The organism is Campylobacter concisus (genome assembly GCA_002092835.1).
GTDB classification, from domain to species: Bacteria; Campylobacterota; Campylobacteria; order Campylobacterales; family Campylobacteraceae; genus Campylobacter_A; species Campylobacter_A concisus_K.
In genome coordinates this window covers 98,817-123,704 of record LVWL01000020.1, presented here as the reverse complement: position 1 = coordinate 123,704, position 24,888 = coordinate 98,817, and the positions used below count along the sequence as shown (strand labels likewise).

The window sequence follows — 24,888 nt, the reverse complement described above, 5'->3', positions numbered from 1 at the left end:
CCTTGAATTTAGTTTTATCCTCCACGACCATTAATGCTTTTGCACAACCAAATTTAGGATTGTCGTGTGTGAAATAAAGGGGGATTATACTTAAAGTAATATGAATTTAAACTAAAGTTTATTTACTTAATTGTGAGTCTTCTTCAATTTTTATTAACTTAGCAAAAATTTCTGCCAATGCTTGCCTTTGTTCGGATGAAATTTCAAGCTTCTTAACATTTAAAAGAATGCTTACAAACTCCTCATTTTGAATCGTTTCTACGCCAAATTTTCTTGCATTTGTAGTGATTTTTAGCACAAGAGGATTTTTTGATTTAAAGTTTTCGTAAGGCATTCTTTCTCTACTTTTCAAAATTACAAAGCGATTATAAAAAATTTATAATAAATTCGGACTCAAATTTATATCAAACTTTTATTCTTTTATCTCAAAACTAAGCGTCGTTTTTAATGTCTCTTTATCGCACTTCGCAGCATCTGGATAAGGTCTTTCATAAATCACCTCAAATACCCAAAATCCTGGTCTTAGAGCTAACACTTCAGTGATGCCTTGCTCATCAGTCACACCATAAAACGCGTGCTTATGGTCTAAAATCCAGCAAAAGTACCAGTTAGTTTGGCTCGCTCTAGCGGCTTTCCATCAGCAAAAACCTGCAATTTAAAAGGCTTATCCACTCTAAAATCCGCTGGGTTTTGTAGCGGTGCGATCTCGATTTTAACTCCAATAGGTTTAGTTACGAAGTCGTTTGTTTCACCTAAATTTAAGACTCTTTTAGATGTTATCGTCATCAGCCGGCAAATCTGTATATCGCTTAGATCCTTTAGATCAAGCTTAGTTTTGTCTATTAGCCACTTGCCATCACTACGTTTTTTAAGCGAATACATAGGATTTTGCTGTGCTAGTAAGATATATGTGCCTTTGTCTAATCTTTCGCCCTCATAGCGGTAGTTCTCACCACTTTGTGTAAGCTTCTTTTTGCTACCATCTTTACTTATTACAGTAATTGGCGCAAAAAGATGGACGCGTTCGGCCATAATAGGCTCTAGCTTTGGAAAATCGTCGCTATAACCCATGTTTGCGATAAATTTTCCTAGCTTTTCATCATTAGCTCCATCTACCCAAAACATGTGTGCTTGCGCCATATAAAAGGCTCCTGTTAACATAATGGCAGTCAAAATTTTACCTATTTGCATGATTTTCCTTGTTGTTCTTTTTGAGATTTGATATCAGATTGTAGCTAAAAATTATTATATTTAGCCATTTTTTTAGATCAAATTAAATATCAAAACGTTCAATACAATTTAACAGGCAAATTTTAACAGGCAAGCAATGAAGCTAAAAATTTACTTTTATTTTTTAGTATTTATTGATGTAGCTCTATTCATCACAAATCCGCAAAAACGCCCAGTCCTACTCTGTTTGCGGTATGAGAATAATTCATCTCTCTCAAAAGTACAACGAGGATCTAGCGATATTTGCTCTACTCCAAGCTTAGCAAATTCGTCTAATAAAGCTGCGTTTATATCAAATTTCCCATCTTTTTTGTATCGGTTAAATTCACCAAGATCTAGCTTGCCTACTTCGTAGTTTTGCACTTTGATATTTGCGCCTATAAATACGCGTAAATTACTAGTGCAGCAACCAAACTCACTCGTCATTAGTCTTACCGCATTTGTGCAAATTTTACTAGTAACACCTGCGCGTCCCGCATGCACAGCTGCGACTACACCAAGATGTTCATCTATTATCAAAACAGGTGCACAGTCAGCGACTAAGACACAAAGCGCCACGCCTTTTAATGATGTTATCACACCATCACACGGAGGTAGGGTATTGTTAAAATCTTGCAAAATTTCCACTTTATTTGAGTGGATTTGGTTCATAAATTTTAAATTAACAGGCATAATACCAAGCGCCGTTGCTAAAATTTCACGATTTTGTGCGACCTTTAGCGGATCATCGCCAACATGATCTGCTAAATTTAAGCTCTCAAAAGCTCCCTCACTCACACCGCCAAATCTATTTGTAAAGCCGGCTAATACGCCATTTTTATCAAAGACGATCTCTAAATTTTCACGCATTTTATCCACCTAGTAAAGACTAGAAATTCGCTCGACATCGTCCCAGCTAAGGGTGCTATCTTGCTTGCAAAAAAGCTGCCTAGCTACGTATCTAGCCAAAAGATCACTTTCGATATTTACGCGCCTGCCGACCTTAAAAGTACTAAAAAGACTATCTTTAAATGTGATTGGTATGATTGTTAGCCTTATACCCTTTGGCAAAATTTCATTTATCGTTAGACTCACGCCCTCGACGCCCACCGAGCCCTTGTTTGCCATAAGAGCCATCGCCTCCTTTGGCAGGTCGATGTAAAAATCAACTCCATTTTCATGCTTTTTTATAGCTGAGATCACGCCGATAAAGTCGATGTGTCCCTGCATCAAATGCCCATCCACACGCTTACCAAGCTTCATCGCAGGCTCGATATGCACCTTGCCACTTAAATTTTCAACCGCGACATTTGCCCTGCTTTCTGCGCTTAGCTCCACGCTAAAGCCATCATCATATAGTTTGGTGACGCTTAGGCAAGCGCCATTTACTGCGATGCTGTCGCCTAAATTTGGGCGAAATTTAGCCTTTAGCCGTAAAACATTTTGCGAGTAGCTAATGACCTCGGCAAGCTCCCTGATTAAGCCATTAAACATATTTTGCCTTTAAATTTTTTAAGGATTTTACTAAAATTTGCCTAAATTTGGTGCATGGATAGATTTGCTAGTTTTTGTGAAATTTAAGAGCACTAAAATAAATTTACGACGCCACGCCAGAGCGTAAAATCTCGCTATGAACTTTAGGCGGCATGCCAAACATCCTTGCGTACTCGCGGCTAAACTGCGACGCGCTCTCATATCCTACATCAAAAGCTGCCTGCGCAACTCCGATCTTTTTGGTCGCGAGCAGATTTTTTGCCTCTTCTAGGCGGATCTTTTTTTGAAAAGCTATAGGGCTTAGCGAGGTTACGATTTTGAAGTTATGATATAGCGAAGACTCGCTCATATCGCACTCTCTAGCGACATCTTTCACGCTTAGCTTTTGCGAAAACTCGTTTTTTATCTTTGCCGCGGCTTTTGAAATTTTATTTGAGACGCTGCCTTGCATTGCAAATTTACTTAAAAAATAGCCGCTTTTATCGTTTGTTACGAGCGTGTAAAGTATCTCTTTTTTTTAGCAAGGTCTGAGAGAAATTTGACCTTCTCTTTTGGCTTTTCTAGCAGCCAAACAAACCTCAAAACAGGCTCCAATATCTCATCCGTTAGCTCGCCAAAAAATATGACTTTTTCGCTTTTTTGTAGGCTCTGCTCTTTTACATCCACGCCTTTTAGCACTTCATAGACCTCATCAAGGCTAAATTTAATGCGAAGCGAGATGTAGGGCTTCTCTTTTGAAGCCTCCTTTAAGCTTACATTTAAGGGCATATGAGTATATGCTAGCGCGTAGGTTCGCTCGTCATATCCATACATCTCATCGCCAAAGCCGATCGCCTTTGCTCCTTGCAGTATTATGCACAATGACGGCTCATAAACTGCGCTGATAAAATCAAGCGAGCTAATGCCGCTTTGCTCTAGACAATTTATGCCACATCTATCTAATAAAAACTCTTTTGTCTGCTCTTTTAGTAAATTTACATCAGCCATTTTTGCGCCTTTAAGCCAAATTTTGCAAGATTATACATTTTTTAGAAAATTTGTAGGATTAGGTATGAAATTTACAGAATCGTTCTAACGTAAAATTTAAAATACAGATATAATGCACCCCAACAAAACGGTATGTGGGACAAGGAAAATCCAAAGCTCGCCAAAATATCAAAAATTTAAAGGAGAAGAGGTGAATCTTAAGAAATTTGCGGCGACGCTTGTAGCGTCAAGTTTTATTTTAGAAGGCAATGCTATGGCAAGCACAAACGTAGCAAAATCACCGCTAGAAGCGGTATCGATGGTGAGTGAGTGGGATAAAATTTTCGCCAAAAGCGATAAGGTAGATCACAAGTAAAGTTAAATTTAAAAATCGTTACGGTGTGGAGATAGCTGGCGATCTTTACACGCCTAAAAATTTACACGGCAAAGCTGCTGCTATCGCAGTTAGCGGACCTTTTGGCGCAGTCAAAGAGTAATCAAGCGGCCTTTACGCCCAAACTTTAGCCGAGCGCGGCTTTATCACGCTTGCCTTTTATCCAAACTACACCGGAGAGAGCGGCGGCGAGCCAAGAAATTTAGCAAGCCCAGAGATAAACACTGATGATTTTAGTGCGGCGGTGGATTTTCTAGGCACCCAGAGCAATATAGACCGCGAAAAGATTGGCATTTTAGGTATATGTGGTTGGGGTGGTTTTGCTCTAAATGCAGCTCTTGCCGATCCTCGCATAAAGGCGGTTGCGACCAGCACGATGTATGATATGACGCGAGTGATGGCAAAAGACTACAACGATAGCGTGGGCGCCTATGAGAGATATAAAACTAAAAAGAAGCTAGCCGAGCAACGCTGGCTCGATGCTAAAAATGGCAAACCGACATATACGGGTGCGGTAAATGTTGATCCAAAAAAGATAGACGCAAGCACGCCACAGTTTATCGCTCAGTATGCAGACTATTACCGCACGCCACGCGGTTATCACAAACGCTCTGTAAATTCAAACAGCGGAGAGAGCGGCTGGATCGTTACAAACCCTATCTCGTTTATAAATATGCCAATCCTTGCCTACGCAAGCGAGATGAGAACTCCAACTCTTATCGTAGCCGGCGAAAAGGCGCACTCAAGATACTTTAGCGAGGATGCTTTTAAATCTCTTGGCACTAAAAATAAAGAGCTAGTTATCGTCCCTGGCACCGTACATACAGACCTATATGACAATAAAAATAACAAGATCCCATATGATAAATTTGAGGAATTTTTCAAAGCAAATTTGAAATAAATCGCTGCCCATGCACATTGCGGGGGAAATTTAAAAAGGAAAACAATGGAAAATTTTACATTTTATAACCCGGTAAGAATAGAATTTGGTAAAGGCAAAGAGGCTCATATCGGCGAGTACATGAGAGAATTTGGAGTTAAAAAAGCCCTTGTGCTATACGGCAGCGAGCGCGTAAGAAAGAGCGGACTGCTTGGCGTAGCTACCGATAGTCTAAAAGCAAACGGCATCGAATTTACTGAGCTTGGCGGCGTAAAGTCAAACCCGGTGCTAAGCAAAGTAAATGAAGCGATCAAAATAGCCCGTGAATTTGGCGTCGATAGCGTGCTAGCTGTTGGCGGCGGCTCGGTGCTAGACTCTGCAAAGGCAGTCGCTGCCGGAGCTAAATACGATGGCGACGTGTGGGACTTTTTCGTAGGTAAAAATCCGGCCGAGTCGCTCATGGTATTTGACATCATCACGCTAGCGGCAACTGGCTCTGAGATGAATCAAAACGGCGTCGTGACCAACGAAGCGGCTAAATTAAAGCTTCATCTGGCGCGCCGTGCCTTTTCCCAAAAGTGTCCGTCATAAACCCGCAGCTACAAGCCACCGTCAGCCGCGACTATCTAGTTTATAGCGCAAGCGACGTTATCGCGCACAGCATCGAGGGCTATTTCACGGCTACAAACTATCCGCTAATCGCCAGAATGCAGGTAGAAGCAAACATCAAAACCATCATCCGTACGACCGAAATTTTACTCGCAAACCCTGATGACTACGACGCTAGAGCTGAGTTTGCCTGGGCTGCGACGATGGCGCTAAATGGCATAACCATGGTCGGTACTTCAGGCATTGAGTATCCAAATCACATGATCGAGCATGCGATGAGTGCAGTAACGTACTGCGCGCACGGAGTGGGGCTTAGCGTAGTGATGCCTGCATGGATGAGGTGGTATAAGGATAGAAATTTAGGCGTATTTGAGCGTTTTGCGAGGGAAATTTTTGGGCTTAAAACCGCAGATGAGGGCATAGAGGCGCTAAAAGCGTGGTTTGACAAAATAGGCACTCCAACAAGACTATCGCAGCTAAAGATAGATAGCGAGTCGCTTATTAACGAGATCGCTGATGTAGCTTTTGAAAACGCAAAGGCGTGGGCGATGCAAGAGCTCTATCCAAAGAAAAATATCGTCCAAATCCTTGAACTGGCAAAATAAATTTAAAGCGAGTAAAAATGAGAAAAATTTTAGCCGTCTTTATGCTTTTTGCTGGGTTAAATTTAGCAGCAGGAGAGAAAATGCAAAATTTAAAGATAGTCCTAAAGAGCTCTAACGGCGAAGCGACGGCTATCCTAGATGATACGGCAGCAGCAAGAAGCTTTGCTGCACAGCTGCCGCTAACGCTAAATTTATGGGACTACGGCGGACACGAAAAGGTCGCTAAGCTGCCAAAACCGCTTGATACAAGAGGCGCTCCGAGCGGCAGCGACGGCAAAAAAGGCGAAATCTCGTACTTTGCTCCGTGGAATAACTTTGTCATCTACTGCGGCTACCAGCCTTACTACGAAGGTATCGTGCGCTTAGGCATGATCGAGGGCGACGCGAGCTTGGTCGCAAAAAACGGGCAGATCAAGATTGAGCTAGTAAAATAATATAAATTTTAGGATGCTTGAAAATCTTGATCAATAAAATTAAAACGCTTAAATTTTAGTTAAAAAAGATAACTGCCACCTACGACAAGGTGAGCGATAAAATTTTTGCAGGCGGTCTGCCAAAAGTCACGCTACTTTTTGGCGCGACACCTTATGCAAACGCAGGAGCAGCGTTAGTGCATTTTCCGCGCGTAGTTCGCACGGCGTGGTACACACATCCCGCAGGGCAAAATTTGATCGTAACAAAGGGCAAAATTTACACTGGCACAGCAGACGGCATCTTGCAAATAGCTAGTGCTGGCGACGTAGTGCTCTGCCTGCCTAACCTCAAGCACTGGCACGGAGCCGGAGTGCAAAAAGATGGCGAGCACATCGCAGTGACCTTTGAAAAGGACGGCAAAACGTAACATGGCTGGAGCATTTAAGCGAGGACGAATACAAAAATTTGATCAAAAAAGCGGACGAACTGCAAAAGATAGACAAATCTTAAAGTGGCGGCCAAATTTAGCCTTTAGCCATAATACATTTTGCCTAAATTTGGGCATTGATGGGCTTAATTATTTAAAATTTTAAAGCTTTGATGAGTAAAAAACACTAATAAAATTTAACCTCAAGCCACTCATTTAAAGTGGCTCGTTTTATAAATTTAAATCAAATTTGCAATCTCAATGAGCCAACTTGCCAACTCTTTTGTTTTTGCATTTATCTGCTTTGCAAAACGCTGCTGCACCTCATACGCCAAGGCGTGGTCGTTTTTAGTTAAAAGATAAAAAGATGGCTTTTCATGCCAAGCAGCCGTGCCTATCTTATCGCTAAATGTAGCTGCATTTATAGGCGTTTGAAGCGCTGCTAAAGCGCGGCTTTGCTTTGCTGGCAGGTCATTTGCCATCACATCCGCAAACGCCTCAGCTGGCAAAAATATCTTGCCATTTGCATCTGGACTAAGACCTTTCATCGGCGCATTTTGCCGCTCAAGCGCCTCAGCAGCGCACTCGATATTATCGGGCAGGGTGGCTGAGAAATAAACAAGAGCAGCGACCTTTTCGTGAGTGCCCAACTAGCAGACTCTTGCCCTGAGCCCTCTAAAGTGTGCGCTTAAGCCTCTAAGCGTCTGCTACAAGTGGAGTTGGCGGGTTTTGCACGGCAACGGCGTTAATGCCAGCTTCTTGCAAGTGGCGGATCACCTCAGCGTAGCAAGAACCATCGGCAAACGCGCCATGAGCTAAAACGATATTTTTAATCATCTTTTTTAAATTTGTTTGGTTTTGACCTTTTGTGGGCGATGTGTGAGCAAAAGTAGGCAAAATGGCACTTGCTGCAAGCAAAGCAGTCGTAGCAAGAAAGTGCCTGCGTGATGAAATTTTAGGCATAAATCCCTTTAAAAGGACTGCCAATGATACAAAAATACAAGCGATCTTAATAAATTTTTGTAATTAACTCGTTTGCAAAATTAGCCACGTCTTGCTAAAATCGCGCGCCAAAAGATCATCCTTCTTTATCCACAGATAAACTCTGCCCTCTCCGTCCCAGTCCATGTCGCCCTCATCATCACTATCTATCTGTAAAAGCAGTTGCCACTGGGCAGAATTTTTCTCAAATTCCGCTATTCTTGGGTGGTGATAAGCGCTACCATCACCACAACTAAGTCCATTTGCAACCAGCTCACACTCTAGCTCCATGCCATCTTGGACATTATCAGAGTGTCCAAGGAGCTTATTTTCTTTAGCCTGCCAGCTTGGCTCAATAACCTCATGATAGGCCTCCCACTCAGCCTCACTAATTTTACTAAATGGCACAATTGAGCTTTGTAAATTTGGCAAATTTATCTCATTTTTAAAGCTAAGCAAGCGTGCATTAAATATAGAATTTTCTCCCTCTAAGCTCTCCGCTCTCCTGCGAGAAAGTGACTCATCATTTACATCAGAAAAGATCACTGCAAAGCCATTTTTATCGGTAGGATCATAGCCCCAAACACGCAAATTTCTATCATAAAAGAGATAGAGCATTCCACTTTTTGGCAGTAGTGAGTCAATGTCAAATTTGCTAGCTTCAGTAAAATTTATCTGTACCACAAAGCTAAGCGCGCCATTTTCATTTGACGGCCATGCTAAACTATCTGGCAGATCTGGCGAGCCGCCAAATTTAGACGCTCCAACGGCGATATCATCGTCATTTTTAGCTTGCACATCTATCCTTATGGCATTTCTTGCTAGTGGCGATAAAAGTTTAAAAAGTTCATCCAGCCCACGTTCTTTACAACCTTTAGAAATTTTTGCAATATCCATATTTTCCTCTTTAACAAGCATCAACGTATATATGATACTTCTTACAATGCAAACAACGAAACAAATATCCAGCAATATCGCCAGCTTTAACAAGATGTTCGCGTAGCATTTTATCGTCGTATTCGGCTCTTTTTGCGTAGTCCTCAAAGACCTCGTCTGCTATACCATTTTCTTCAAGCTCTCTTGTACCAACGTCACCTAAAAATTCGCAATAATCATCACAACAAACTATCCAATGCTCACCCTGCCAGCTCTCGTAGCCCGGGATTCTTCTAAAAAGTTCATCATCCTTTTTAGCATCACTTGTATTTAGTTTGTCAGCATCTTGTACAAATGTAGCATCAAATTTCTTGGCAGCCTTGCCGCTAGAAATACAAGTAGGACAAAGATACGAAATATCTTGCTCGCAATAAATGCTACCGCTATAATAAACTTCAGTATCTTTGCCACAACACTCACACACTATGTTCATATCATCTTTAAATACACCGGTTCTTAAAGGATTAGGATGGTAGATAAATTTTGGTAACGTGATGGCTTTGTCTTTTTGAGCTAAAATTTGATCTCTACTTTTTGGGCGAGGTAGTGCCCATCTATCATTCTCGTCAATGAATTGCACTAGATAGCCAAGTGTCTTTAGCTGCTTTTTATCACTTTTATCATGTATTTTTAAAAGTAAGTCGTAAGCACTCTTTCTCATAGATAAAAGCTGATAAACATCGACTAGAACATACTTTGCGTGAATGTCATCACAATTTTCCAACTCTTCTTTAAACTGATAGAGTGCCTCAATACTAGAAGCATTGCCATTATTTTTATAATATTCTTTTGAAAGAGTGATATATTTTTCTTGAAATTTATTCATTAATATTCTTTATGTGGATTTGATATTAATAATTTTAGTGTTTAAATCTTAAAGATATAAAAGCCAGTGTAAAAATTATGGCAGTTAAAGCGATTAAATTTATATTGATTTTAAATATTTTTAGTATTTTTAGTAGATGGTACCACAAACAAATTTAATAAATATTTTTATAAAATTGTTGTGACTATAAATTTATTCTTCAAATGCTCCGATAGATAGAATTTTTTCTATTCTTTTTGCTACAAGATCTTTTATATCAAGCTTTTCAAGCTCAGCTAATTCTGAGATAAAATAATTTGCAAGTGCTTTTGCAGCACCATCTTTATCTCTATGGGCTCCATTTATCGGCTCATCTATAACAGCATCAATCAGTGATAGACTTTTTAAATCATCAGCTGTTATTTTCATAGATTTTGTAGCTTGTTCTTGTTTAGCTGGGTCATTCCAAAGTATTGCCGCACAGCCTTCTGGCGAAATAACCGAAAACACAGAATTTTTCATCATGGCAAGTCTATCAGCCACACCAATAGCTAAAGCGCCACCGCTTCCACCTTCGCCGATAACAACAGCAATTATTGGAGTTTTTAAATTTGCAAACTCAAATAAATTTCTAGCTATAGCTTCACTTTGTCCTCGCTCTTCAGCTCCAACACCTGGATATGCGCCTGGAGTGTCTATGAGAAATAAAATAGGTAGATTAAATTTCTCAGCCATTTTTGCAACTCTAAGAGCTTTGCGATAACCCTCAGGATGAGGCATACCAAAATTTCTTCTTAATTTATTTTTAGTGCCACGGCCTTTTTGCTCGCCTATAACGACAGTCTTTTTACCTCCAATATAGCCGATGTAACAAACTATCGCTGGATCATCTCTAAATGCTCTATCTCCATGAATCTCATATCCATCAATCAAAAGTGCATTAATATAATCAATAGAATATGGTCTATCTGGATGACGAGCAAGTTGCAAACGTTGATATTCGTTTAAATTTTTATATACTTTTGATATCTCTTTGGATAAATTCTTATTTAAAATTTCAACAGCATGTTCATCGCCTCTGATCTTAGCATTTGCTATATCTTCATCAATTTGCTTTATGCTTTTTTCAAAATCTAAATAATTTGACATCTTAATCCAACTTTTTAAATATCACGACGCCATTCGTGCCACCAAAGCCAAATGAGTTGCTCATAACAGCTTTTATATCAGCTTTTCTAGCTTTATTTGGAACGTAGTCTAGATCGCACTCTGGATCTGGCGTTTCGTAGTTTATCGTTGGAGGGATGATGCCATCTCTCATTGCCATTATAGATATGACAGCTTCGATCGCACCAGCACCGCCTAGGCAGTGTCCAGTTTGACCTTTTGTTGAGCTAACTGGTGGACATTTATCACCAAAAACTGCTTTTAACGCCGCAGTTTCATTCTTGTCATTTACAGGTGTTGAAGTACCATGTGCATTGACATAGTCTATCTTTACACCTTTTGCCATATCAAGTGCTTGTTTCATTGCACTTAATGGGCCTTCAAGTGTTGGTGATGTGATATGGTGTGCATCTCCACTCTCGCCAAATCCAACTACTTCAGCATAAATTTTAGCACCTCTTGCAACAGCTGATTCATACTCTTCAAGCACAAGTGCACCAGCTCCTTCACCCATTACAAAACCATCGCGATTTGCGTCAAATGGCCTCGACGCCTTACTTGGTTCATCGTTTCTTGTTGATAGCGCTTTCATCGCTGCAAAGCCACCTATGCCAACGCCACAGATAGTAGACTCAGCGCCGATAACTAGCATATTTGTAGCTTGACCGATCATTATACATTTTGCAGCTTGCGATATCGCATGAGTGCTTGCTGCACATGCTGTTACACTAGACAAATTTGGACCCTTAAGTCCGTGATTTATAGAAACTATGCCACCTAGCATATTTACAAGTGCTGATGGAATAAAAAATGGAGAAATTCTCTTTACGCCTTTTTCAAAGTATGTAATTGAATTTTTCTCAATATTTGGCAAACCACCTATGCCAGCTGCCGAGCTAACGCCAAATTTATGAGCATCAAACTCTTTAAAATTTGCATCAGCCATAGCTTCATTAGATGCTTTTATGCCAAGCTGTATGAAACGATCTACTTTTTTCACCTCTTTGCCGTCTAAAATGCTATTCGGATCAAAATCAGTTATCTCGGCAGCAATTTTAACAGGAAAGTCACTTACATCAAAGCTTGTGATCTCTTTCACACCTGTTTTACCCTCGCAAATAGCCTTAAAAGAACTCTCTTTGTCAAGGCCAAGTGCGTTTATCATGCCTATACCAGTTACAACGACTCGTTTCAATACATCTCCTTAAATCAAACTGTGTAAATTTTAATTATTTACCTAGCTTTTCTATATAATTTACAACGTCTTGAATGCTTATTAATTTCTCTGCTTCGCTATCAGGAATTTCTACTTCAAATTTCTCTTCTAAAGCCATAACTAGCTCTACAACGTCAAGTGAATCAGCGCCTAAATCCTCAATGATTTTAGACTCTAATTTTACTGCTTGTGGATCTACACTTAGTTGCTCTACAACTACGTCTCTTACGTCTTCAAATACTGCCATTTTAAGGTCTCCTTATAAAAAATGTCTGTTATCTTATAATATTTACGCTTTTATTTATTTTAAATTTCAAAACTTGTCTGAAATTTACCTACATATAAAGTCCGCCGTTTATTTTAAGCGTCTCGCCAGTTACGTAGCTCGCGTGATCACTTAGTAAAAATGCCACAGCCTCAGCCACCTCGCTAGCGCTGCCAAAGCGTTTTAACGGGATATTATCGCTATAAGTTTTCTTCACCTCATCGCTTAGCCCATGCGTCATATCAGTCTCGATAAAGCCTGGGGTTACGCTATTAAAGCGGATATTTCTACTTGCACCCTCTTTTGCAAAGCTCTTGCTCATGGCGATTAGTCCGCCCTTGCTTGCTGAGTAGTTTACCTGGCCGGCATTCCCCATCTCACCAACGATAGATGCGACGTTTACGACCGCTCCGAAACGTTTTTTACTCATAACCTTTAAAGCCTCTCTACATCCGATGAAGGCTGAAGTTAAATTTGCATTTATCACATCTGTAAATTCGCTTGTTTTCATGCGAAGTGCTAACTTGTCGTTTGTGATGCCAGCGTTGTTTACGAGGTAGCTTAACTCACCATCGCTATCAACTATCAAATTTATACCTTTTATAAACTCATCTTCGTCAGTTGCGTCAAATTTTATCACTGCAGCCTTGCCGCCATTTTGCTCGATCTCAGCCTGCAAAGCGTCTGCTATCTCAGGCTTTGAGCGGTAGTTTATCCACACTTTTAAGCCCATATTTGCAAGCGTCTTTGCGATCTGTGCGCCTATACCTCTGCTTGCACCTGTTATTAGTACATTTTTCCCGCTAAATTTCATAAATTCTCCTTATTTTTTCTAATTTTTCAATGATTGTAGCTTATATAAGCTTAACGTCTAAATTTTATCGTTTCTTTCCCACCTTATCTTTTTGCCAAAACCAAGGACATTACTCGTAAATTTTAGTTTTTCAAGATTTATGCACCAAATCTTTGGATCCATTGCTTTTGCATAAAAAAACCTTTTAAAGTAAATTTCTCGCTCACTTGCGCTAGCCTCTCTCATCACTCCTTGAAACTGTACGCCCTCTATCTTACCAACGATCTTTGTATCAAGAGCGACCGTGCCAGCAACAAGCTTTGAGTTTTTTAAAAATTTAACATGTGAGCTCTCATCAGAGCTAGCTAACAAAAGGCAAAAGCTTAGCTCATCAAAGGCGTAAAATGCGCTAAAAGCGTAAGGCTGACCCTCGTCATCAATGGCGCAGACACTTGCGAGATGCATCTTTTTAAAAAATTTAACTATTCTCTCATCCATCTAAATTCCTCTAAAAATGTCAAGAATGACTTGAAATTTAAAGATAACTATAGCGATTATTAGCACCCAAAGTGTAAAAATAATAAGCTCTACTAAAGTAAATTTATCTTTTGCTACTTTTTTAAAAACAAGCATCATTAAAAATGCTCCTAAAAAGCCACCAATTAGCGAAAAATAGTGAATCGCATTAACCTTTACAAAGCTTGGCAAAAGCCCTTTAAAAAATAGTGAAAACATTAAAATCGAGAGCAAATTTGCAAGTATCAAGTAGTAGCCAACGACTGGTAAAACTGGGTAGAGCCTAGCAAAGCCAAAGCTTAAAACAGTGATAAGCATAAGCAAAAAGATCCTAGTCCCAAAACAACACATCGCCCGTCCTTTTTTGACGCATTTTACAAAATTTTGCTTTATGAAATTAAAAATTTGCCGATTTAGCCTCAAAAGGATTTAAAAATGCAAACAAATTTTTACTCTCAAGGAAGCTACAACAACATGAGCTTTTCGATGAAGACTAGCTCAGGCGATGAGATAAGCTTTTCTATGTATGACAACAAAAGTTTGGAGTTTTCTAGCCAAAAAAATGGCACTTCAAGCCAAAGAAGCCTAACCCTTACGCACGAATACGGCTATGAGTTTGCCTATAAAGGCAACGGCATAGACGAGCAAGATATGAAAGAGATTGAAGAGGCGATGAAGCAAATTCGCCCACAGGTTGATGAGTTTATGAAAAATGTCAAAGAGGGCGACAAGATCGCAGGTAGTAGCCAAAGCATAAGCGAGCTTTCAAACAAGATCAAGCAGATGCTTCCTGACGCAAAAGATCTGGATCATAAAAATTTCATAAATGACAATATGCTAAAGATGTTTGACGAGCTTCTAGCTAAAAATGACGCAAATAAAAATCTACTAAGTGCGACAAAAAGGCTATTTGATACATTGCTTGATGAGAGCAACAAAGTATCTTACTACGCTTAAATTTAGGGCCTTCTGGCTCTAAATTTTTATAAGTGCTTCTTTCTCAAAAAAGAGGTGTGACAAGACTATCACGAAATAAAGCTGAAAAAATAGTCCCACAAGCGGCACAAGCGAGACAAGATAAAACAAAAGCGTAAAAGCTATAAATTTTATCCCGCCACCTTCAAGCAGTGCTAGCTCAAATTTATCACTATCAAGAGTGTTTGAGCCAACGTCTATCAGTAAAAGTTTGTAATAGATATAAAAAAACGGCACATTTATGATGAAAAAATTTAATACTGGTACAAATAAAAGCGGTAGGCAAACGAGCAATATCCCAAGAAATTTCATGATCTCAATCATCATCACCTTTAGCACTCTAGCCGTGCTAACCTCGCTTTTAAGCACGTAGTTGTAGTGCCTTTTGTTTATCTCTTTGGCTACGACTGGAGTTAAAAAGCTGGCTACGATTAGGGCGATTATTATGCTGATAATTATCGTTAAAAAGGTGCTAAAACGTAAAAAAGTATACTTATGATCCATTTTGTGGCACTAAAGCTTAAAATTTTAACAGCATATGAAGAGAGCGTTGAGTTTGTATCAATAAAGGCATAATTGCCACTTCTTGCCCCCTCGCTTAATAGGTCAAAGATCTCGCCACCACCCCAGATCGTGAGCCACGCAAGGCTAACGATACTAAGAAAAAGTGGCAAGATAGATAGCGTGATAAATTTGGCAGTAAAAAAGTCTTTAAAGCCAAGGCGAAGAAGATTTATCATTTCACCTTTTTATACTCGTGCTCAAGTGCGGCATAAATTTCATCAATCTTGCTAACGCCATTTGACAAAATTTCACTCATCACTTCGTTATCTTCGCGTCCGTTCCAATTTTTCTTATAGCTACCTTCTTTGTAGCCATTATTTTGACGGAAGCGATTTAGTACATTTTTGGCGATGTAGCACTCATAAAGTGAGTATAAATTTACGCCACATTTTAAAGACATAGAGAAGTAAATTTTTAAAATATCAAATATATCGTAGTCAAACCCGCTGCACTCATGTATGAGCATTTCAACATCATTCATTATCTCATAAATGCTCTCGTCTTCGATCCTTAATGGCTCTTTGCAAAACTCACTAAATCCGCTTGATTGGCAAATATCATCAGCTAAAGTTTCTATATCTCCAAGCTGTTTTGATTTATAAATTTGCAAAGCCAGGCTCATAATAAAGTGCCAAATATCAACAACTTCTATGCGCAAATTTTGCTCATCAGTCTTTGCATCGATGCTCTTCCAATGTTTCCATGCAAAGCTATCGATTAGCTCAGCGCACTCCATATATATGCAGCGCCTCCAGCTGATTAGTTTATTTTTATTAGTATAACCATTTTCCCAGCCAAGCCCATTTGTCTCATCATTTAGGCTTTGCTGCATCTTTAACATCTCTAAAATAATCGTTCTTTCATTCATTTTAGGCCTTTTAAAATTTTAAAGGATTATAACAAAAAATTATTAAATGCCACGAGGCAAGCTTGACTTAAATCATTTTATGTATAAAATTTAGGAGCTAAAATAGGCAAAAATTTCAAAGGAGAAAAAATGAGAGAAAAAGATCTAGTGGTTTGCAATGTTTGCGGACTAAAAAGCAGTGATGATACAAATGCAGTTTTTATCCACGCTCATAAAAATGGCGAAGAAGTTGATATCTGCACCAGTTGTGTTCCAAGCGTGATCCATGGCTCAGGCATGGTCGTAAAATCAAACGAAGAGATAAAGGCTGAAATTTAAGCTTTAGCTATCATTTGAGGATCTTGTCTTACAAGGTCTTCAAATTCTTCTGCACTCATAGGACGAGATAAGAAAAGTCCTTGCACTTCATTACAATCAAGCTCTTTTAAGAAACGAATATCTTCTTCTTTTTCTATGCCTTTTGCACCAACTTTTATCTTCATTGCCTTTGCTAAATCGATAATTGCAGATACGATTTGTGCATCTATTTTGCTATTTGATGCTTGAGCAACAAATTCACTTGCTATTTTTATACGCTTAACACCGTATTTTCTAATATAAATAAATGAAGTATATCCAGAGCCAAAATTATCTATGCAAACGTCTATATTATTTTCTTTAAGAATAGAAAAAATTTTATCGAGCGTTTTAGAATTATTTGTCCATATTTCTTCGCCAAATTCTATTTCAAAAAGCTCTGGATTTATATGATGCGAGCGTAAGCTAGAAATAAAATCTGAAACAAATTTTTCTGATTTACTTTGAATCTGTGCAACATTTATACTTATTTTTGGTATCAAGAGTTTTTCTTTTTGCCATCTATCTACATACTCTATGGTCTTTGAAACTAAAAGCGAGCAAATATCGTTTAAAATATCGCTATTTACATTTACCTCTTTCATAAATTTGCTTGCTTCCATCAAGCTAAATTTTTCTGATTTCCAATATAAAAAAACCTCCGCGTAGATCATTTTTTCGATTTTTAGATCAAATATTGGTTGAAAATATACATGAAGGTCTTCTTGCAAATTAGCTTTTTTAAGCGCGATCTCGATGCTTGAGCTTAGGTGCATTTCATTGCTAATTTTATCGCTATAAACCATAGGATTTAAAGCTGGATTTTTCTTGGCGTAATACATTGCCATATCTGCATTTTTTATAATATTTCTTGGATTTGCCGTGCTATTTTTTGTTGCTACGTCTATGCCTATTATGCACTTAAGTCCAAAGTGATATCTATCTATTTGAATTGGTTTTTCAATAGCGTCTTTTAAGGCAATACCAAGATTTAAGCGTTTTGTATGACTATTTATCTCCATTTTTGCTAGTACGATAAATTCGTCCGCACTAATCCTTGCTATGGCTTCTTGTCTATTGCAAACTTCAAGTATCCTTTTTGCAACTAGCTTTAAAATTCTATCGCCTATTTCATGCCCATAAGATGTATTTATGCTTTTAAAACGGCTTAAATTTATATAATAAACTGCGATTTCCTCATCTTCAGAGATGCTTTTACACATTCTTTCAAGCTCATTTACTATAAAATTTCTATTGCCAAGATCTGTCAAATAGTCCTTCTCAGACATATCTTGAAGTCTTAAATTTGCGAGCATAAGTTCATTAGTTCGCTCATGCATCGACTTTTCCATCTCTCTATGAAGATTTCTCTCATAATCTAATATTTTTCTACTTGCAATAGAGCTTTTAACATAGTAATTAACAATAGCATTTACAACTAAAACAAAAAGTGAGATGAGCGCACTAAAAGATGTTAGATCTTCTTGTAATAGCAAAGGTAAAACTATTATTATTGGTAGCCATTTTGATCCTATTGAGATATCTTTATCGGTATTTGTAACATACTCATTTTTAGCTTTTAAATGAAAAGCCCCTATCATCAAGAAGAAGAAAGGAACGATATATAAAAAATCTATTTTATGGCCAAAATTTACATTTGAGATCTGACTATAGAAAATAAATAAATTTAGCATTGTAAATAAAATGCTAGCCGATATAAGGTAAAAGCCGCTAATTCTTATATGAAGCAAACTACTTGTAAAAATCTCACTTAAAGTAATAAAAAGTATAAGAAAATTTATGGCTACAATAGAGAGAAAAACGATATTTGATCTATTATTTATCATCGATAAGATATCTACTTCATCAAAAATACCATATATTAACATTGCTATTAAAAAAAAGACACTTATGCTATCCATAATGATGGCTAGCTTTTCTTGGCTGGCTGCAAATTTTGAATACAAAAATATACTAACGCCAGCTAAAATAGATATCATCGGCAACATAAAAAACACATCAAGATACGCATAAGAACTATGAGCCCGCAATAGCACATCTTGATTTAACACCATTAATGCATCGCAAATAGACCATAAAAAAACACCAAAACATATTGCAAGCCAATGCGTTATTTTGGTTTTTACTTTATCCATTGAAGTATAAATGCCAAAAGTTACTATAAAAAAACTAAGCAAAATAGATATTTTTCCAATTAGATTATAGTCAAGTAAAGATGCTAATAGTGCAAATACGAATAGCGCTACAACTGCAACTAAGATCCATTTTCGCATGCCAGTTATAGATGATTTTGATATTAAAAAAATAGTGTCCCTCTCCTAAGAAATAGTCCAAATTATACAAAAATTGACTTTGCTTTTGGTTATAATTTCCCAAAAATTTTAAAATTCACAAAGGTATCTTATGAAGTGTAGTATCGTCATAAATGGACAAAATTTAATAGATTATAAATCTTTTATCTTATTTTTCTCAAAGGCAGCAAGAAAGCAGTATTTTATAAACACTTTTATGATATTTACTGAAGCCATCATAGCTGGTTTTGTTGTAGATATGCTATTAAAAAGTAAAATTTTTACTGTTATTGGGGCTGTTTTTGCTATATTTTGGATCATTTTTTATCCTATTTTTTTAAAAAGAAGTCGCATAGCTGCATTAAAGAGAATTGAAATTTCAGATGTTCAAAAGCAAATGAATTTTGAAGTAAATGAGAAATTTCTGGCTTATTATGAAAACGAACCCAAAGAAAATGAAAAATTTGACCTAAATAAAGTTAGTGAAATTTATGAGCTAAAAAATATCTTTATCATTTTTTTAGAAGAAAAGATTCATCTAATAATCCCAAAAGATGAAGTTAGCTCAAAAATGATAAATGAGCTGGCCAAACTTTGCTATAAAGATATTTTGAAATTTGAAAATTTTAGCGCAAAGAGCGTGCTTAAATAGCACTTATTATAAGCTTTTCAAAATCCTCTGCACTCATTGGCTTGCCCCAAAGATACCCTTGCACCTCATCGCATCCAAGCTCTCTTAAAATTTCAAGCTGGGTTTCATCTTCGACACCTTCAGCAATAGTCTTTAGCTCCACATTTTTAGCCAAAGCTATAACACTTTTTACCACGTCTTTATCTATATCATTTTTAGCAATATTATCTATCAGCTCTTTAGCGATCTTTAGGCGACTCATAGGATATTTTTTGATGTAATTCATCGATGAAAAACCGGTACCAAAATCATCTATGGATATGCAAATTCCTCTATTAGAAAGCTCGGATAACGCACTTTGCATCATCTCTTCAGCATTGACAAGACTAGCCTCAGTGATCTCAACATCTACACAAGATGGATCGATGCCGTATCTATCTATATAGCTTAAAAATTTAGATGCAAAATTTATATTATCAATCTGTTTTGGCGAGATATTTATGCCTATTTTTAGATTAGTATTATATTTTTCATTCCAAAAGGCCATTTGTTTTATAGCATTTTTTGCCACCCATTTTCCTATCGCATTGATAATCGAGCTTTGTTCGGCTATTGGGATAAATTTTGATTGATCTACCGGACCTTTTATAGGAGAGTTCCACCTAACAAGAGCCTCTGCTCCTACTATTTTTTTACCTTCTATTAGATATTGGGACTGAAATTTTAGCTCAAATTCTTCATCAAAGCTTATGCTATTTAGCAATATTTCTATATAGTTTCTATCCTGAATCATGCTTTTTATATCGTTATAAAAAACATACTTTTCAGATGCGTCTTTTTTTGCTGCTTCTAGTGCTGCTTCTGATTGCATGATAAAATCATCAGCCAAAATTTCACTAGTTTGTGTCGAGCTAATCCCTATTTTTGCATCAAGTACAATTTTATAATCATCTATAACCATTGGCTCTGAAATAGCTTTTAGTAGATAGCGTAAAAATTCCCTGCAATGTACATTTTCATTTTGCTTGACAACAACTATGAAGTCATCTCCGCCAGACCTTGCAAATAAGGAATCGTTTGGTGGCAATATTGACTCAATATTTGAAGCAAACTTTGCTATTACATCATCGCCGATATAGTGCCCATATGAGTCATTTATCGCTTTAAAATGGTTTATGTCAATACTATAAATATCTATCTTTTCGCCAAGTGCCTTTAACTTTATCATCTCTTCAAGCCTTGCGATAAAATACTGGCGATTTAGAGCATTCGTTAGATAATCATATTTACTGATCCTTTGTAGGTGTTTATTTGTCTCTTCAAGCTCTTTTACTTTACTTTCTATCTGATTATTTAACACTTTTTTGATATGTATTTCACGTTTAATTAAAATGTCCATCTTTCTAACATTAGAAAATGTATAAGATAATGCTCCGTATGCAAGCAAAGTAACTAAAATAGAAAATAACCATGTCAAATTTATCTTCCAAGAGTACAAGATCATGATCGTTAAAAATACGGCAAAAACAAATAGCTTTTGTATTAAAATTTTATCAAAATCGTTTCTAAGTGCCCTAAATTTTAGATTTGCCTCGCCCTCTCTTAAATGAAGTGTGGCAACAAACAACATAAAAAATGAACTCTTAAACACAATGTCGTATCCAAAAAAGGAAATTTCATCTATCCAAAAATCCATTGTAGTGGTAAAAACATCATAAATGCTTATTACAATAAGTGCTATCAAGCATAAAAGCATAGATAGTCTTTTTCTTGAAAATTTAAGTGAAAAAAACGCAATAAATGAAGTACAAAACATAAATAAATCTATAGCGATGTAACTTAGATTAAAAAAATCTTTTTGGCTTAAGACTTGAGTTAAATTTCTATTAAAAATCATAAACCACATAAAGCTAAAATATATTGCGGAAATAGAAACTGAGTCCACAAATACTTGCATTAAAAATAAATTTTTCAAATTTTTAATCAAAATGTAAAAAGCAGAAAATGCAAACATAAAATATGAGACCAAGTATGAGATTTGTATAAAAATGACTTTAGAAAGAAATTGTTTAAAAAAATCAACCTTATCATATAGCATCCACATAGTGTCTGATGCTACCCAGCAAGTAAGGCCTAGTAATATATATATCCAATATGTTTTTAAATTTCTTGTCTCTTTTAGCTTTAAAAAGATAAATAATGTGATCATAAAATCAAATAGAGCAGTAATTATGTCATTATAAAAACTACTAGCAATAAAATAACTAACAACATATACACAAAAAAGTATCAACATAAATAAAAAAGATACTTGATTTTCGTTGCTTATTTCACTTATCATGTTCCGGTCTTTATCTATCTTTCTCTGCCTTTTTGGCTAAGCTTTGCCATCTTTGCCACTCGCCACTTTCATCGACGTCGTTGCCGATAGCTTCGTATCTAGCGTAAAAATGCTCAACAAATTTCTTGCACTCTTCATCTTTTGGCAAATAGCTTAGTTCATCTTTTTGGCAAAATTTCTCCAAAAATGTGCTCGCATCATCTTTTTTAGCGTATGTTTGCGCTAGGTCATAGTAGTTATTCAAGCAAATTTCTTTAAATTTAGCGTAGGCTTGCTCGCTCATATCTACGCTTAGTTTGCCATCAAATTTAAGCACTCCAGCCCTAAAAAGTAAGCTAAGATGTATGAGTCCCTCGCAGTAATAAGCCCTCACCTCATCAACCTTTCGCCACGCGATAAGCCCAACAGCACGAGCTATTAGCTCATGAAAGACGGCCATTTTATACTCCGTCTCTTCGTGTAAAAAGAAATTTACTAGCCCGCCAGTCGTAGCCTTGTACTCTTCTATAAATTTAAAGACACCACTTTTATTCATGCTCATCTCAGTATCAAGCCCGATAAAGAGGATGTGCCCAAACTCATGGCCGATCGTTGAAATTTCATAGACTTTTTCCAAATTTTTGGCTTTAAAAATAAAATTTCTCTACCAAAATCCAAAAATTCCTTGATAAAAATTTCAGCCCCAAGCTTCATAAAAGGCTTTGCCTTTGCGCTTTCATAGACGTGATTTACAAAGGCAAAAATTTTCTTACCACATTTTGCGCTCACACTTTCATCATTTGGCACGACCTGAGCGCTAAAAAGCCCATTTAGCTCCGCGCCGTAATAGATCATCGGCACGCTTATATAAACCTGCGTTCTAGCGATATTTTCGTTAACTGCCCTATTTGTCTCAGCGTTATCAAATTTTATCTTTTCGCAAACGCTCTTATAGGTTTTTGCCACTTTTTCTTTAAATTTAAGCTCATCTATGCCCTCGCTATCAACAAGCCTGATGTCCCACTCAAGTGCAACTGCGTGCGTATAGGCATCCTCGTAGTACTCTAGCGGATGGCCTGGTTGAAGCGCACCTTTTACATCCATCCATGCTATCTCAGCCTCTTGCCAAGCATTTATCACCTTTGCGTTGTCCTCTTCGCAAAAGGCATTTTGCAGCTTTTCAAGGTATTTGACATAAGATTTTTGCTCGTCGTTTTTAGCTAAATTTCTTAAAATTTCAAGATTTTTTGCAAAGACTTTTTTAAGCTCACTAACCTCATCTTTAAAGGCAAGCGCGTAAGGCAAAAAGCTAAATTTCTCGCCCTCTTTGCAAACTGCGCCGTAAGTTCTTTCAGCTCTTACGCCATTAGCGTCACACTGAAATAAGCCGTTTTTAGTGATAAACTCATTTGCCATACCGAGATCACTAAATTTAGCTTCAAACTCTTTATTTGTAGTGTTGATAATGCGATCTTGCCATGAAATTTGCCACGCATTTAAACTAAGCCCAAGCTCATGCATTGCTTCTATAAAAGCTTGATTAAACTGATCTAAAATTTTCTCTTCTTTTGCTTTTTTTATAAGCTCTGTATGTAAATTTTCATATAAATTTCTAACGTAGTTATACATTAAATTTAGTACACTTTTTTGCTCATCCTCGCCTAAATTTAGCTTTTTTAACTCATTTTGAAGCGGATCAACTTTAAGATCTACTATCCTTCTTGCAAGGGCTAGTTTTTGGCTTGGTGTGCCAGCAAGACCACAAATTTTAACAGCCTCGTTTATGATATCATCGTCTAAATTTTTATAAATAGCATTTAACTTGTTTTTTTGCTCTTTTGTAAGCTCATTTAATCTTTTAAAATCGTTCATATTTTATCCCCTGAAGTTGCAGGATTTTAGCATAAAGCCATTAAAATTTGCTACAATCAACCAAAATTCTAACATCTAAAAGGCAAAAAATGGATATTTTAAAAGATTTTGGTGAGCCGCGTATAAAACAAGTCATGCTACCAAAAGATACAAACTCGGCTGGAAATATATTTGGTGGCTGGATAATGAGTCAGATCGACCTTGCAGGTGCACAAGCTGCAAGAGAAATTTCTCCCGAGCGCGTTGTGACAATTTCTATGAAAGAGATCATCTTTAAACAACCAGTCTTTGTTGGTGACGTGCTAAGCTGCTACGCAAAGATCATCGCAGTTGGCAAAACATCGATAACAACACAGATAGAAGTGACTGCGCTTAGGCTAAATGACGGTGGTTTTAGAGAGACTATACATGTCACAAGCGCCATCGCAACCTACGTCAGTGTAACAAAAGATGGACATAAAAAACCTATAGATGAAAATCTAAAAAAACTTCATGGTTTTTAAAAATTTGGTTGCATTTTATGCAACCTTCTTTAAAAATTAATACTACTTTTAAAAATTATTGAAATTTAAAAATTAAAAAGCAAAAATTTCAACTTGATTAAATACTTTCTAAGATAAAATCCAAAACTACTTTTGGGAGAATCATGAAAAAGTCACGTTTAGGCCTTTTACAAACACAAATTTTAGATATCCTAACTCAATCCGAGCTTGATAAATTTGAGTACAAAAACCTTCCAAAAACAAGCATCATTTACGCAGAAGAGATCAAAATCATCATTTTAAAAAGTGGCTGTGCAAAGCTTTCGTTTTTTGAAGACGGGGAAGAATTTATCCTTTACCGTTTGGAAGCAAACAACATCGCTGTTCTTGATGATAATTGTGCTTTTGAAATTTTAGAAGACGCAAAAATTTACTCCATAAACTTAAGCGAAATAAGTGAAATTTTATCAAATGTAAATGTTGTAGATGAAATTTTAAAAGCGGTGCTAAATGCTATCATCGTGCAACGTCAGATCATAAAATCAATACTTTTTGAAGATGCAAAAGGTAGGATTGCAAATTTTTTGATCGAGCTTGCACGCGAACAAGATTTAAAGCAAAATGGCTATCATTACCTCTTTTTGCCATTTTCTCTAAAAGTGCTCTCAAGCTTCGTAGGACTTAAGAGGCAAAGTGCTTCAACTGCATTTAATGAGCTTATAAAAGATGACATTATAAGAAAGATTACACCACACGAGTTTTTAATAATTGATTATGAAAAACTTGAAAGTTACACAAACTAAAACTAAAAATCAAAAATTTTTATAATGGCTAGCAAAAAGTAGCCTTAG

23 protein-coding genes and 6 pseudogenes are annotated in these 24,888 nt (G+C 37.0%); 9 read left to right on the top strand and 20 right to left on the bottom strand.

The annotated features are described in order from the left end of the window. Nucleotides 1-118: 118 nt before the first annotated feature. From A3835_06480 to A3835_06460, 5 genes and pseudogenes are all read right to left on the bottom strand, one after another. The gene (locus A3835_06480; protein ID ORI07223.1) at nt 119-334 is read right to left on the bottom strand and encodes an acetyltransferase; all 216 of its coding nucleotides are present in this window, start codon (nt 332-334) and stop codon (nt 119-121) included. Nucleotides 335-585: 251 nt separating this feature from the next. Continuing rightward, entirely contained in the window at nt 586-1,191 is a 606-nt protein-coding gene (locus A3835_06475) for a hypothetical protein (GenBank protein ID ORI07222.1), read from the bottom strand. Nucleotides 1,192-1,347: 156 nt separating this feature from the next. Next, nucleotides 1,348-2,079, bottom strand: a complete 732-nt coding sequence (locus A3835_06470; GenBank protein ID ORI07221.1) for a multicopper polyphenol oxidase — start codon at nt 2,077-2,079, stop codon at nt 1,348-1,350. Between the two features lie 9 nt (nt 2,080-2,088). Next, nucleotides 2,089-2,703: a riboflavin synthase subunit alpha gene (locus tag A3835_06465; protein ORI07220.1), complete on the bottom strand. Its 615-nt coding sequence runs from the start codon at nt 2,701-2,703 to the stop codon at nt 2,089-2,091. A gap of 103 nt (nt 2,704-2,806) precedes the next feature. Next, a pseudogene (locus tag A3835_06460) lies at nt 2,807-3,690 on the bottom strand (AraC family transcriptional regulator). A gap of 190 nt (nt 3,691-3,880) precedes the next feature. Between A3835_06460 and A3835_06455 the strand changes: the two are divergent. From A3835_06455 to A3835_06440, 4 genes and pseudogenes are all read left to right on the top strand, one after another. Further along, nucleotides 3,881-4,964 (top strand): annotated as a pseudogene (locus A3835_06455) (hypothetical protein). A gap of 45 nt (nt 4,965-5,009) precedes the next feature. Then, a pseudogene (locus tag A3835_06450) lies at nt 5,010-6,157 on the top strand (butanol dehydrogenase). A 17-nt stretch (nt 6,158-6,174) separates the two neighbouring features. Continuing rightward, nucleotides 6,175-6,591: a hypothetical protein gene (locus A3835_06445; protein ORI07219.1), complete on the top strand. Its 417-nt coding sequence runs from the start codon at nt 6,175-6,177 to the stop codon at nt 6,589-6,591. A gap of 89 nt (nt 6,592-6,680) precedes the next feature. Next, nucleotides 6,681-7,081 (top strand): annotated as a pseudogene (locus A3835_06440) (cupin). Nucleotides 7,082-7,237: 156 nt separating this feature from the next. Here A3835_06440 and A3835_06435 read toward each other — a convergent pair. The 10 genes from A3835_06435 to A3835_06390 form a co-directional block, all read right to left on the bottom strand. After that, nucleotides 7,238-7,648 carry a hypothetical protein gene (locus tag A3835_06435; protein ORI07218.1) on the bottom strand — a complete coding sequence of 137 codons (411 nt, stop codon included), beginning with the start codon at nt 7,646-7,648 and terminating at the stop codon, nt 7,238-7,240. A gap of 46 nt (nt 7,649-7,694) precedes the next feature. Further along, complete coding sequence (locus A3835_06430) at nt 7,695-7,961, bottom strand: hypothetical protein (protein ORI07217.1); 267 nt, start codon at nt 7,959-7,961, stop codon at nt 7,695-7,697. Nucleotides 7,962-8,024: 63 nt separating this feature from the next. Next, nucleotides 8,025-8,876: a peptide methionine sulfoxide reductase gene (locus A3835_06425; GenBank protein ID ORI07216.1), complete on the bottom strand. Its 852-nt coding sequence runs from the start codon at nt 8,874-8,876 to the stop codon at nt 8,025-8,027. Nucleotides 8,877-8,886: 10 nt separating this feature from the next. Next, complete coding sequence (locus A3835_06420) at nt 8,887-9,741, bottom strand: colicin E2 tolerance protein CbrC-like protein (GenBank protein ORI07215.1); 855 nt, start codon at nt 9,739-9,741, stop codon at nt 8,887-8,889. A gap of 192 nt (nt 9,742-9,933) precedes the next feature. Continuing rightward, complete coding sequence (locus A3835_06415; GenBank protein ORI07214.1) at nt 9,934-10,869, bottom strand: acetyl-CoA carboxylase carboxyltransferase subunit alpha; 936 nt, start codon at nt 10,867-10,869, stop codon at nt 9,934-9,936. 1 nt (nt 10,870) lies between these two features. Then, complete coding sequence (locus A3835_06410) at nt 10,871-12,082, bottom strand: beta-ketoacyl-[acyl-carrier-protein] synthase II (GenBank protein ORI07213.1); 1,212 nt, start codon at nt 12,080-12,082, stop codon at nt 10,871-10,873. A 34-nt stretch (nt 12,083-12,116) separates the two neighbouring features. Then, entirely contained in the window at nt 12,117-12,350 is a 234-nt protein-coding gene (locus tag A3835_06405) for an acyl carrier protein (protein ID ORI07212.1), read from the bottom strand. A gap of 88 nt (nt 12,351-12,438) precedes the next feature. Continuing rightward, the gene (locus tag A3835_06400) at nt 12,439-13,182 is read right to left on the bottom strand and encodes a 3-oxoacyl-[acyl-carrier-protein] reductase (protein ORI07211.1); all 744 of its coding nucleotides are present in this window, start codon (nt 13,180-13,182) and stop codon (nt 12,439-12,441) included. A 57-nt stretch (nt 13,183-13,239) separates the two neighbouring features. Next, complete coding sequence (locus tag A3835_06395) at nt 13,240-13,659, bottom strand: hypothetical protein (protein ID ORI07210.1); 420 nt, start codon at nt 13,657-13,659, stop codon at nt 13,240-13,242. Next, the gene (locus A3835_06390) at nt 13,660-14,028 is read right to left on the bottom strand and encodes an L-arabinose ABC transporter (protein ORI07209.1); all 369 of its coding nucleotides are present in this window, start codon (nt 14,026-14,028) and stop codon (nt 13,660-13,662) included. It lies immediately after the preceding gene. A gap of 84 nt (nt 14,029-14,112) precedes the next feature. Between A3835_06390 and A3835_06385 the strand changes: the two genes are divergently transcribed. After that, on the top strand, nt 14,113-14,634 hold the full coding sequence (locus A3835_06385) for an ATP/GTP-binding protein (GenBank protein ORI07208.1): 522 nt from the start codon (nt 14,113-14,115) through the stop codon (nt 14,632-14,634). An 18-nt stretch (nt 14,635-14,652) separates the two neighbouring features. On the opposite strand, the pseudogene A3835_06380 reads toward A3835_06385, so the two are convergent. Together A3835_06380 and A3835_06375 are read right to left on the bottom strand one after the other, a co-directional pair. Then, a pseudogene (locus tag A3835_06380) lies at nt 14,653-15,392 on the bottom strand (hypothetical protein). Then, nucleotides 15,389-16,084, bottom strand: coding sequence for a dUTPase (locus A3835_06375; GenBank protein ID ORI07207.1), 696 nt, complete (start codon nt 16,082-16,084; stop codon nt 15,389-15,391). The pseudogene A3835_06380 and the gene A3835_06375 overlap by 4 nt, the downstream one beginning before the upstream one ends. A 129-nt stretch (nt 16,085-16,213) precedes the next feature. On the opposite strand from A3835_06375, the gene A3835_06370 reads away from it, so the two are divergent. Next, the gene (locus A3835_06370) at nt 16,214-16,402 is read left to right on the top strand and encodes a hypothetical protein (protein ID ORI07206.1); all 189 of its coding nucleotides are present in this window, start codon (nt 16,214-16,216) and stop codon (nt 16,400-16,402) included. On the opposite strand, the gene A3835_06365 is transcribed toward A3835_06370, so the two are convergent. Continuing rightward, complete coding sequence (locus A3835_06365) at nt 16,399-18,702, bottom strand: diguanylate phosphodiesterase (GenBank protein ORI07460.1); 2,304 nt, start codon at nt 18,700-18,702, stop codon at nt 16,399-16,401. The two genes, A3835_06370 and A3835_06365, sit on opposite strands and share 4 nt — an antisense overlap. A 142-nt stretch (nt 18,703-18,844) precedes the next feature. On the opposite strand from A3835_06365, the gene A3835_06360 reads away from it, so the two are divergent. Beyond that, nucleotides 18,845-19,384 (top strand): hypothetical protein, encoded by a 540-nt coding sequence (locus tag A3835_06360; GenBank protein ORI07205.1) that lies wholly within the window; start codon nt 18,845-18,847, stop codon nt 19,382-19,384. On the opposite strand, the gene A3835_06355 is transcribed toward A3835_06360, so the two are convergent. Then, nucleotides 19,377-21,704, bottom strand: coding sequence for a diguanylate phosphodiesterase (locus A3835_06355; protein ID ORI07204.1), 2,328 nt, complete (start codon nt 21,702-21,704; stop codon nt 19,377-19,379). The two genes, A3835_06360 and A3835_06355, sit on opposite strands and share 8 nt — an antisense overlap. Nucleotides 21,705-21,714: 10 nt before the next feature. Next, a pseudogene (locus A3835_06350) lies at nt 21,715-23,555 on the bottom strand (hypothetical protein). A gap of 89 nt (nt 23,556-23,644) precedes the next feature. On the opposite strand from A3835_06350, the gene A3835_06345 reads away from it, so the two are divergent. Beyond that, complete coding sequence (locus A3835_06345) at nt 23,645-24,058, top strand: acyl-CoA thioesterase (protein ID ORI07203.1); 414 nt, start codon at nt 23,645-23,647, stop codon at nt 24,056-24,058. Nucleotides 24,059-24,201: 143 nt separating this feature from the next. Continuing rightward, nucleotides 24,202-24,840, top strand: coding sequence for a Cro/Cl family transcriptional regulator (locus tag A3835_06340; protein ID ORI07202.1), 639 nt, complete (start codon nt 24,202-24,204; stop codon nt 24,838-24,840). Nucleotides 24,841-24,888 lie beyond the last annotated feature (48 nt).

What these genes read in the sequence shown, in the direction of transcription:
- A3835_06400 (ORI07211.1), bottom strand. Translation starts at nt 13,182, where the DNA reads ATGAAATTTAGCGGGAAAAATGTACTAATAACAGGTGCAAGCAGAGGT.
- A3835_06385 (ORI07208.1), top strand. Translation starts at nt 14,113, where the DNA reads ATGCAAACAAATTTTTACTCTCAAGGAAGCTACAACAACATGAGCTTT.
- A3835_06390 (ORI07209.1), bottom strand. Translation starts at nt 14,028, where the DNA reads ATGTGTTGTTTTGGGACTAGGATCTTTTTGCTTATGCTTATCACTGTT.
- A3835_06425 (ORI07216.1), bottom strand. Translation starts at nt 8,876, where the DNA reads ATGGATATTGCAAAAATTTCTAAAGGTTGTAAAGAACGTGGGCTGGAT.
- A3835_06475 (ORI07222.1), bottom strand. Translation starts at nt 1,191, where the DNA reads ATGCAAATAGGTAAAATTTTGACTGCCATTATGTTAACAGGAGCCTTT.
- A3835_06480 (ORI07223.1), bottom strand. Translation starts at nt 334, where the DNA reads ATGCCTTACGAAAACTTTAAATCAAAAAATCCTCTTGTGCTAAAAATC.
- A3835_06370 (ORI07206.1), top strand. Translation starts at nt 16,214, where the DNA reads ATGAGAGAAAAAGATCTAGTGGTTTGCAATGTTTGCGGACTAAAAAGC.
- A3835_06395 (ORI07210.1), bottom strand. Translation starts at nt 13,659, where the DNA reads ATGGATGAGAGAATAGTTAAATTTTTTAAAAAGATGCATCTCGCAAGT.
- A3835_06375 (ORI07207.1), bottom strand. Translation starts at nt 16,084, where the DNA reads ATGAATGAAAGAACGATTATTTTAGAGATGTTAAAGATGCAGCAAAGC.
- A3835_06465 (ORI07220.1), bottom strand. Translation starts at nt 2,703, where the DNA reads ATGTTTAATGGCTTAATCAGGGAGCTTGCCGAGGTCATTAGCTACTCG.
- A3835_06405 (ORI07212.1), bottom strand. Translation starts at nt 12,350, where the DNA reads ATGGCAGTATTTGAAGACGTAAGAGACGTAGTTGTAGAGCAACTAAGT.
- A3835_06360 (ORI07205.1), top strand. Translation starts at nt 18,845, where the DNA reads ATGAAGTGTAGTATCGTCATAAATGGACAAAATTTAATAGATTATAAA.
- A3835_06430 (ORI07217.1), bottom strand. Translation starts at nt 7,961, where the DNA reads ATGCCTAAAATTTCATCACGCAGGCACTTTCTTGCTACGACTGCTTTG.
- A3835_06340 (ORI07202.1), top strand. Translation starts at nt 24,202, where the DNA reads ATGAAAAAGTCACGTTTAGGCCTTTTACAAACACAAATTTTAGATATC.
- A3835_06470 (ORI07221.1), bottom strand. Translation starts at nt 2,079, where the DNA reads ATGCGTGAAAATTTAGAGATCGTCTTTGATAAAAATGGCGTATTAGCC.
- A3835_06415 (ORI07214.1), bottom strand. Translation starts at nt 10,869, where the DNA reads ATGTCAAATTATTTAGATTTTGAAAAAAGCATAAAGCAAATTGATGAA.
- A3835_06445 (ORI07219.1), top strand. Translation starts at nt 6,175, where the DNA reads ATGAGAAAAATTTTAGCCGTCTTTATGCTTTTTGCTGGGTTAAATTTA.
- A3835_06420 (ORI07215.1), bottom strand. Translation starts at nt 9,741, where the DNA reads ATGAATAAATTTCAAGAAAAATATATCACTCTTTCAAAAGAATATTAT.
- A3835_06345 (ORI07203.1), top strand. Translation starts at nt 23,645, where the DNA reads ATGGATATTTTAAAAGATTTTGGTGAGCCGCGTATAAAACAAGTCATG.
- A3835_06355 (ORI07204.1), bottom strand. Translation starts at nt 21,704, where the DNA reads ATGATAAGTGAAATAAGCAACGAAAATCAAGTATCTTTTTTATTTATG.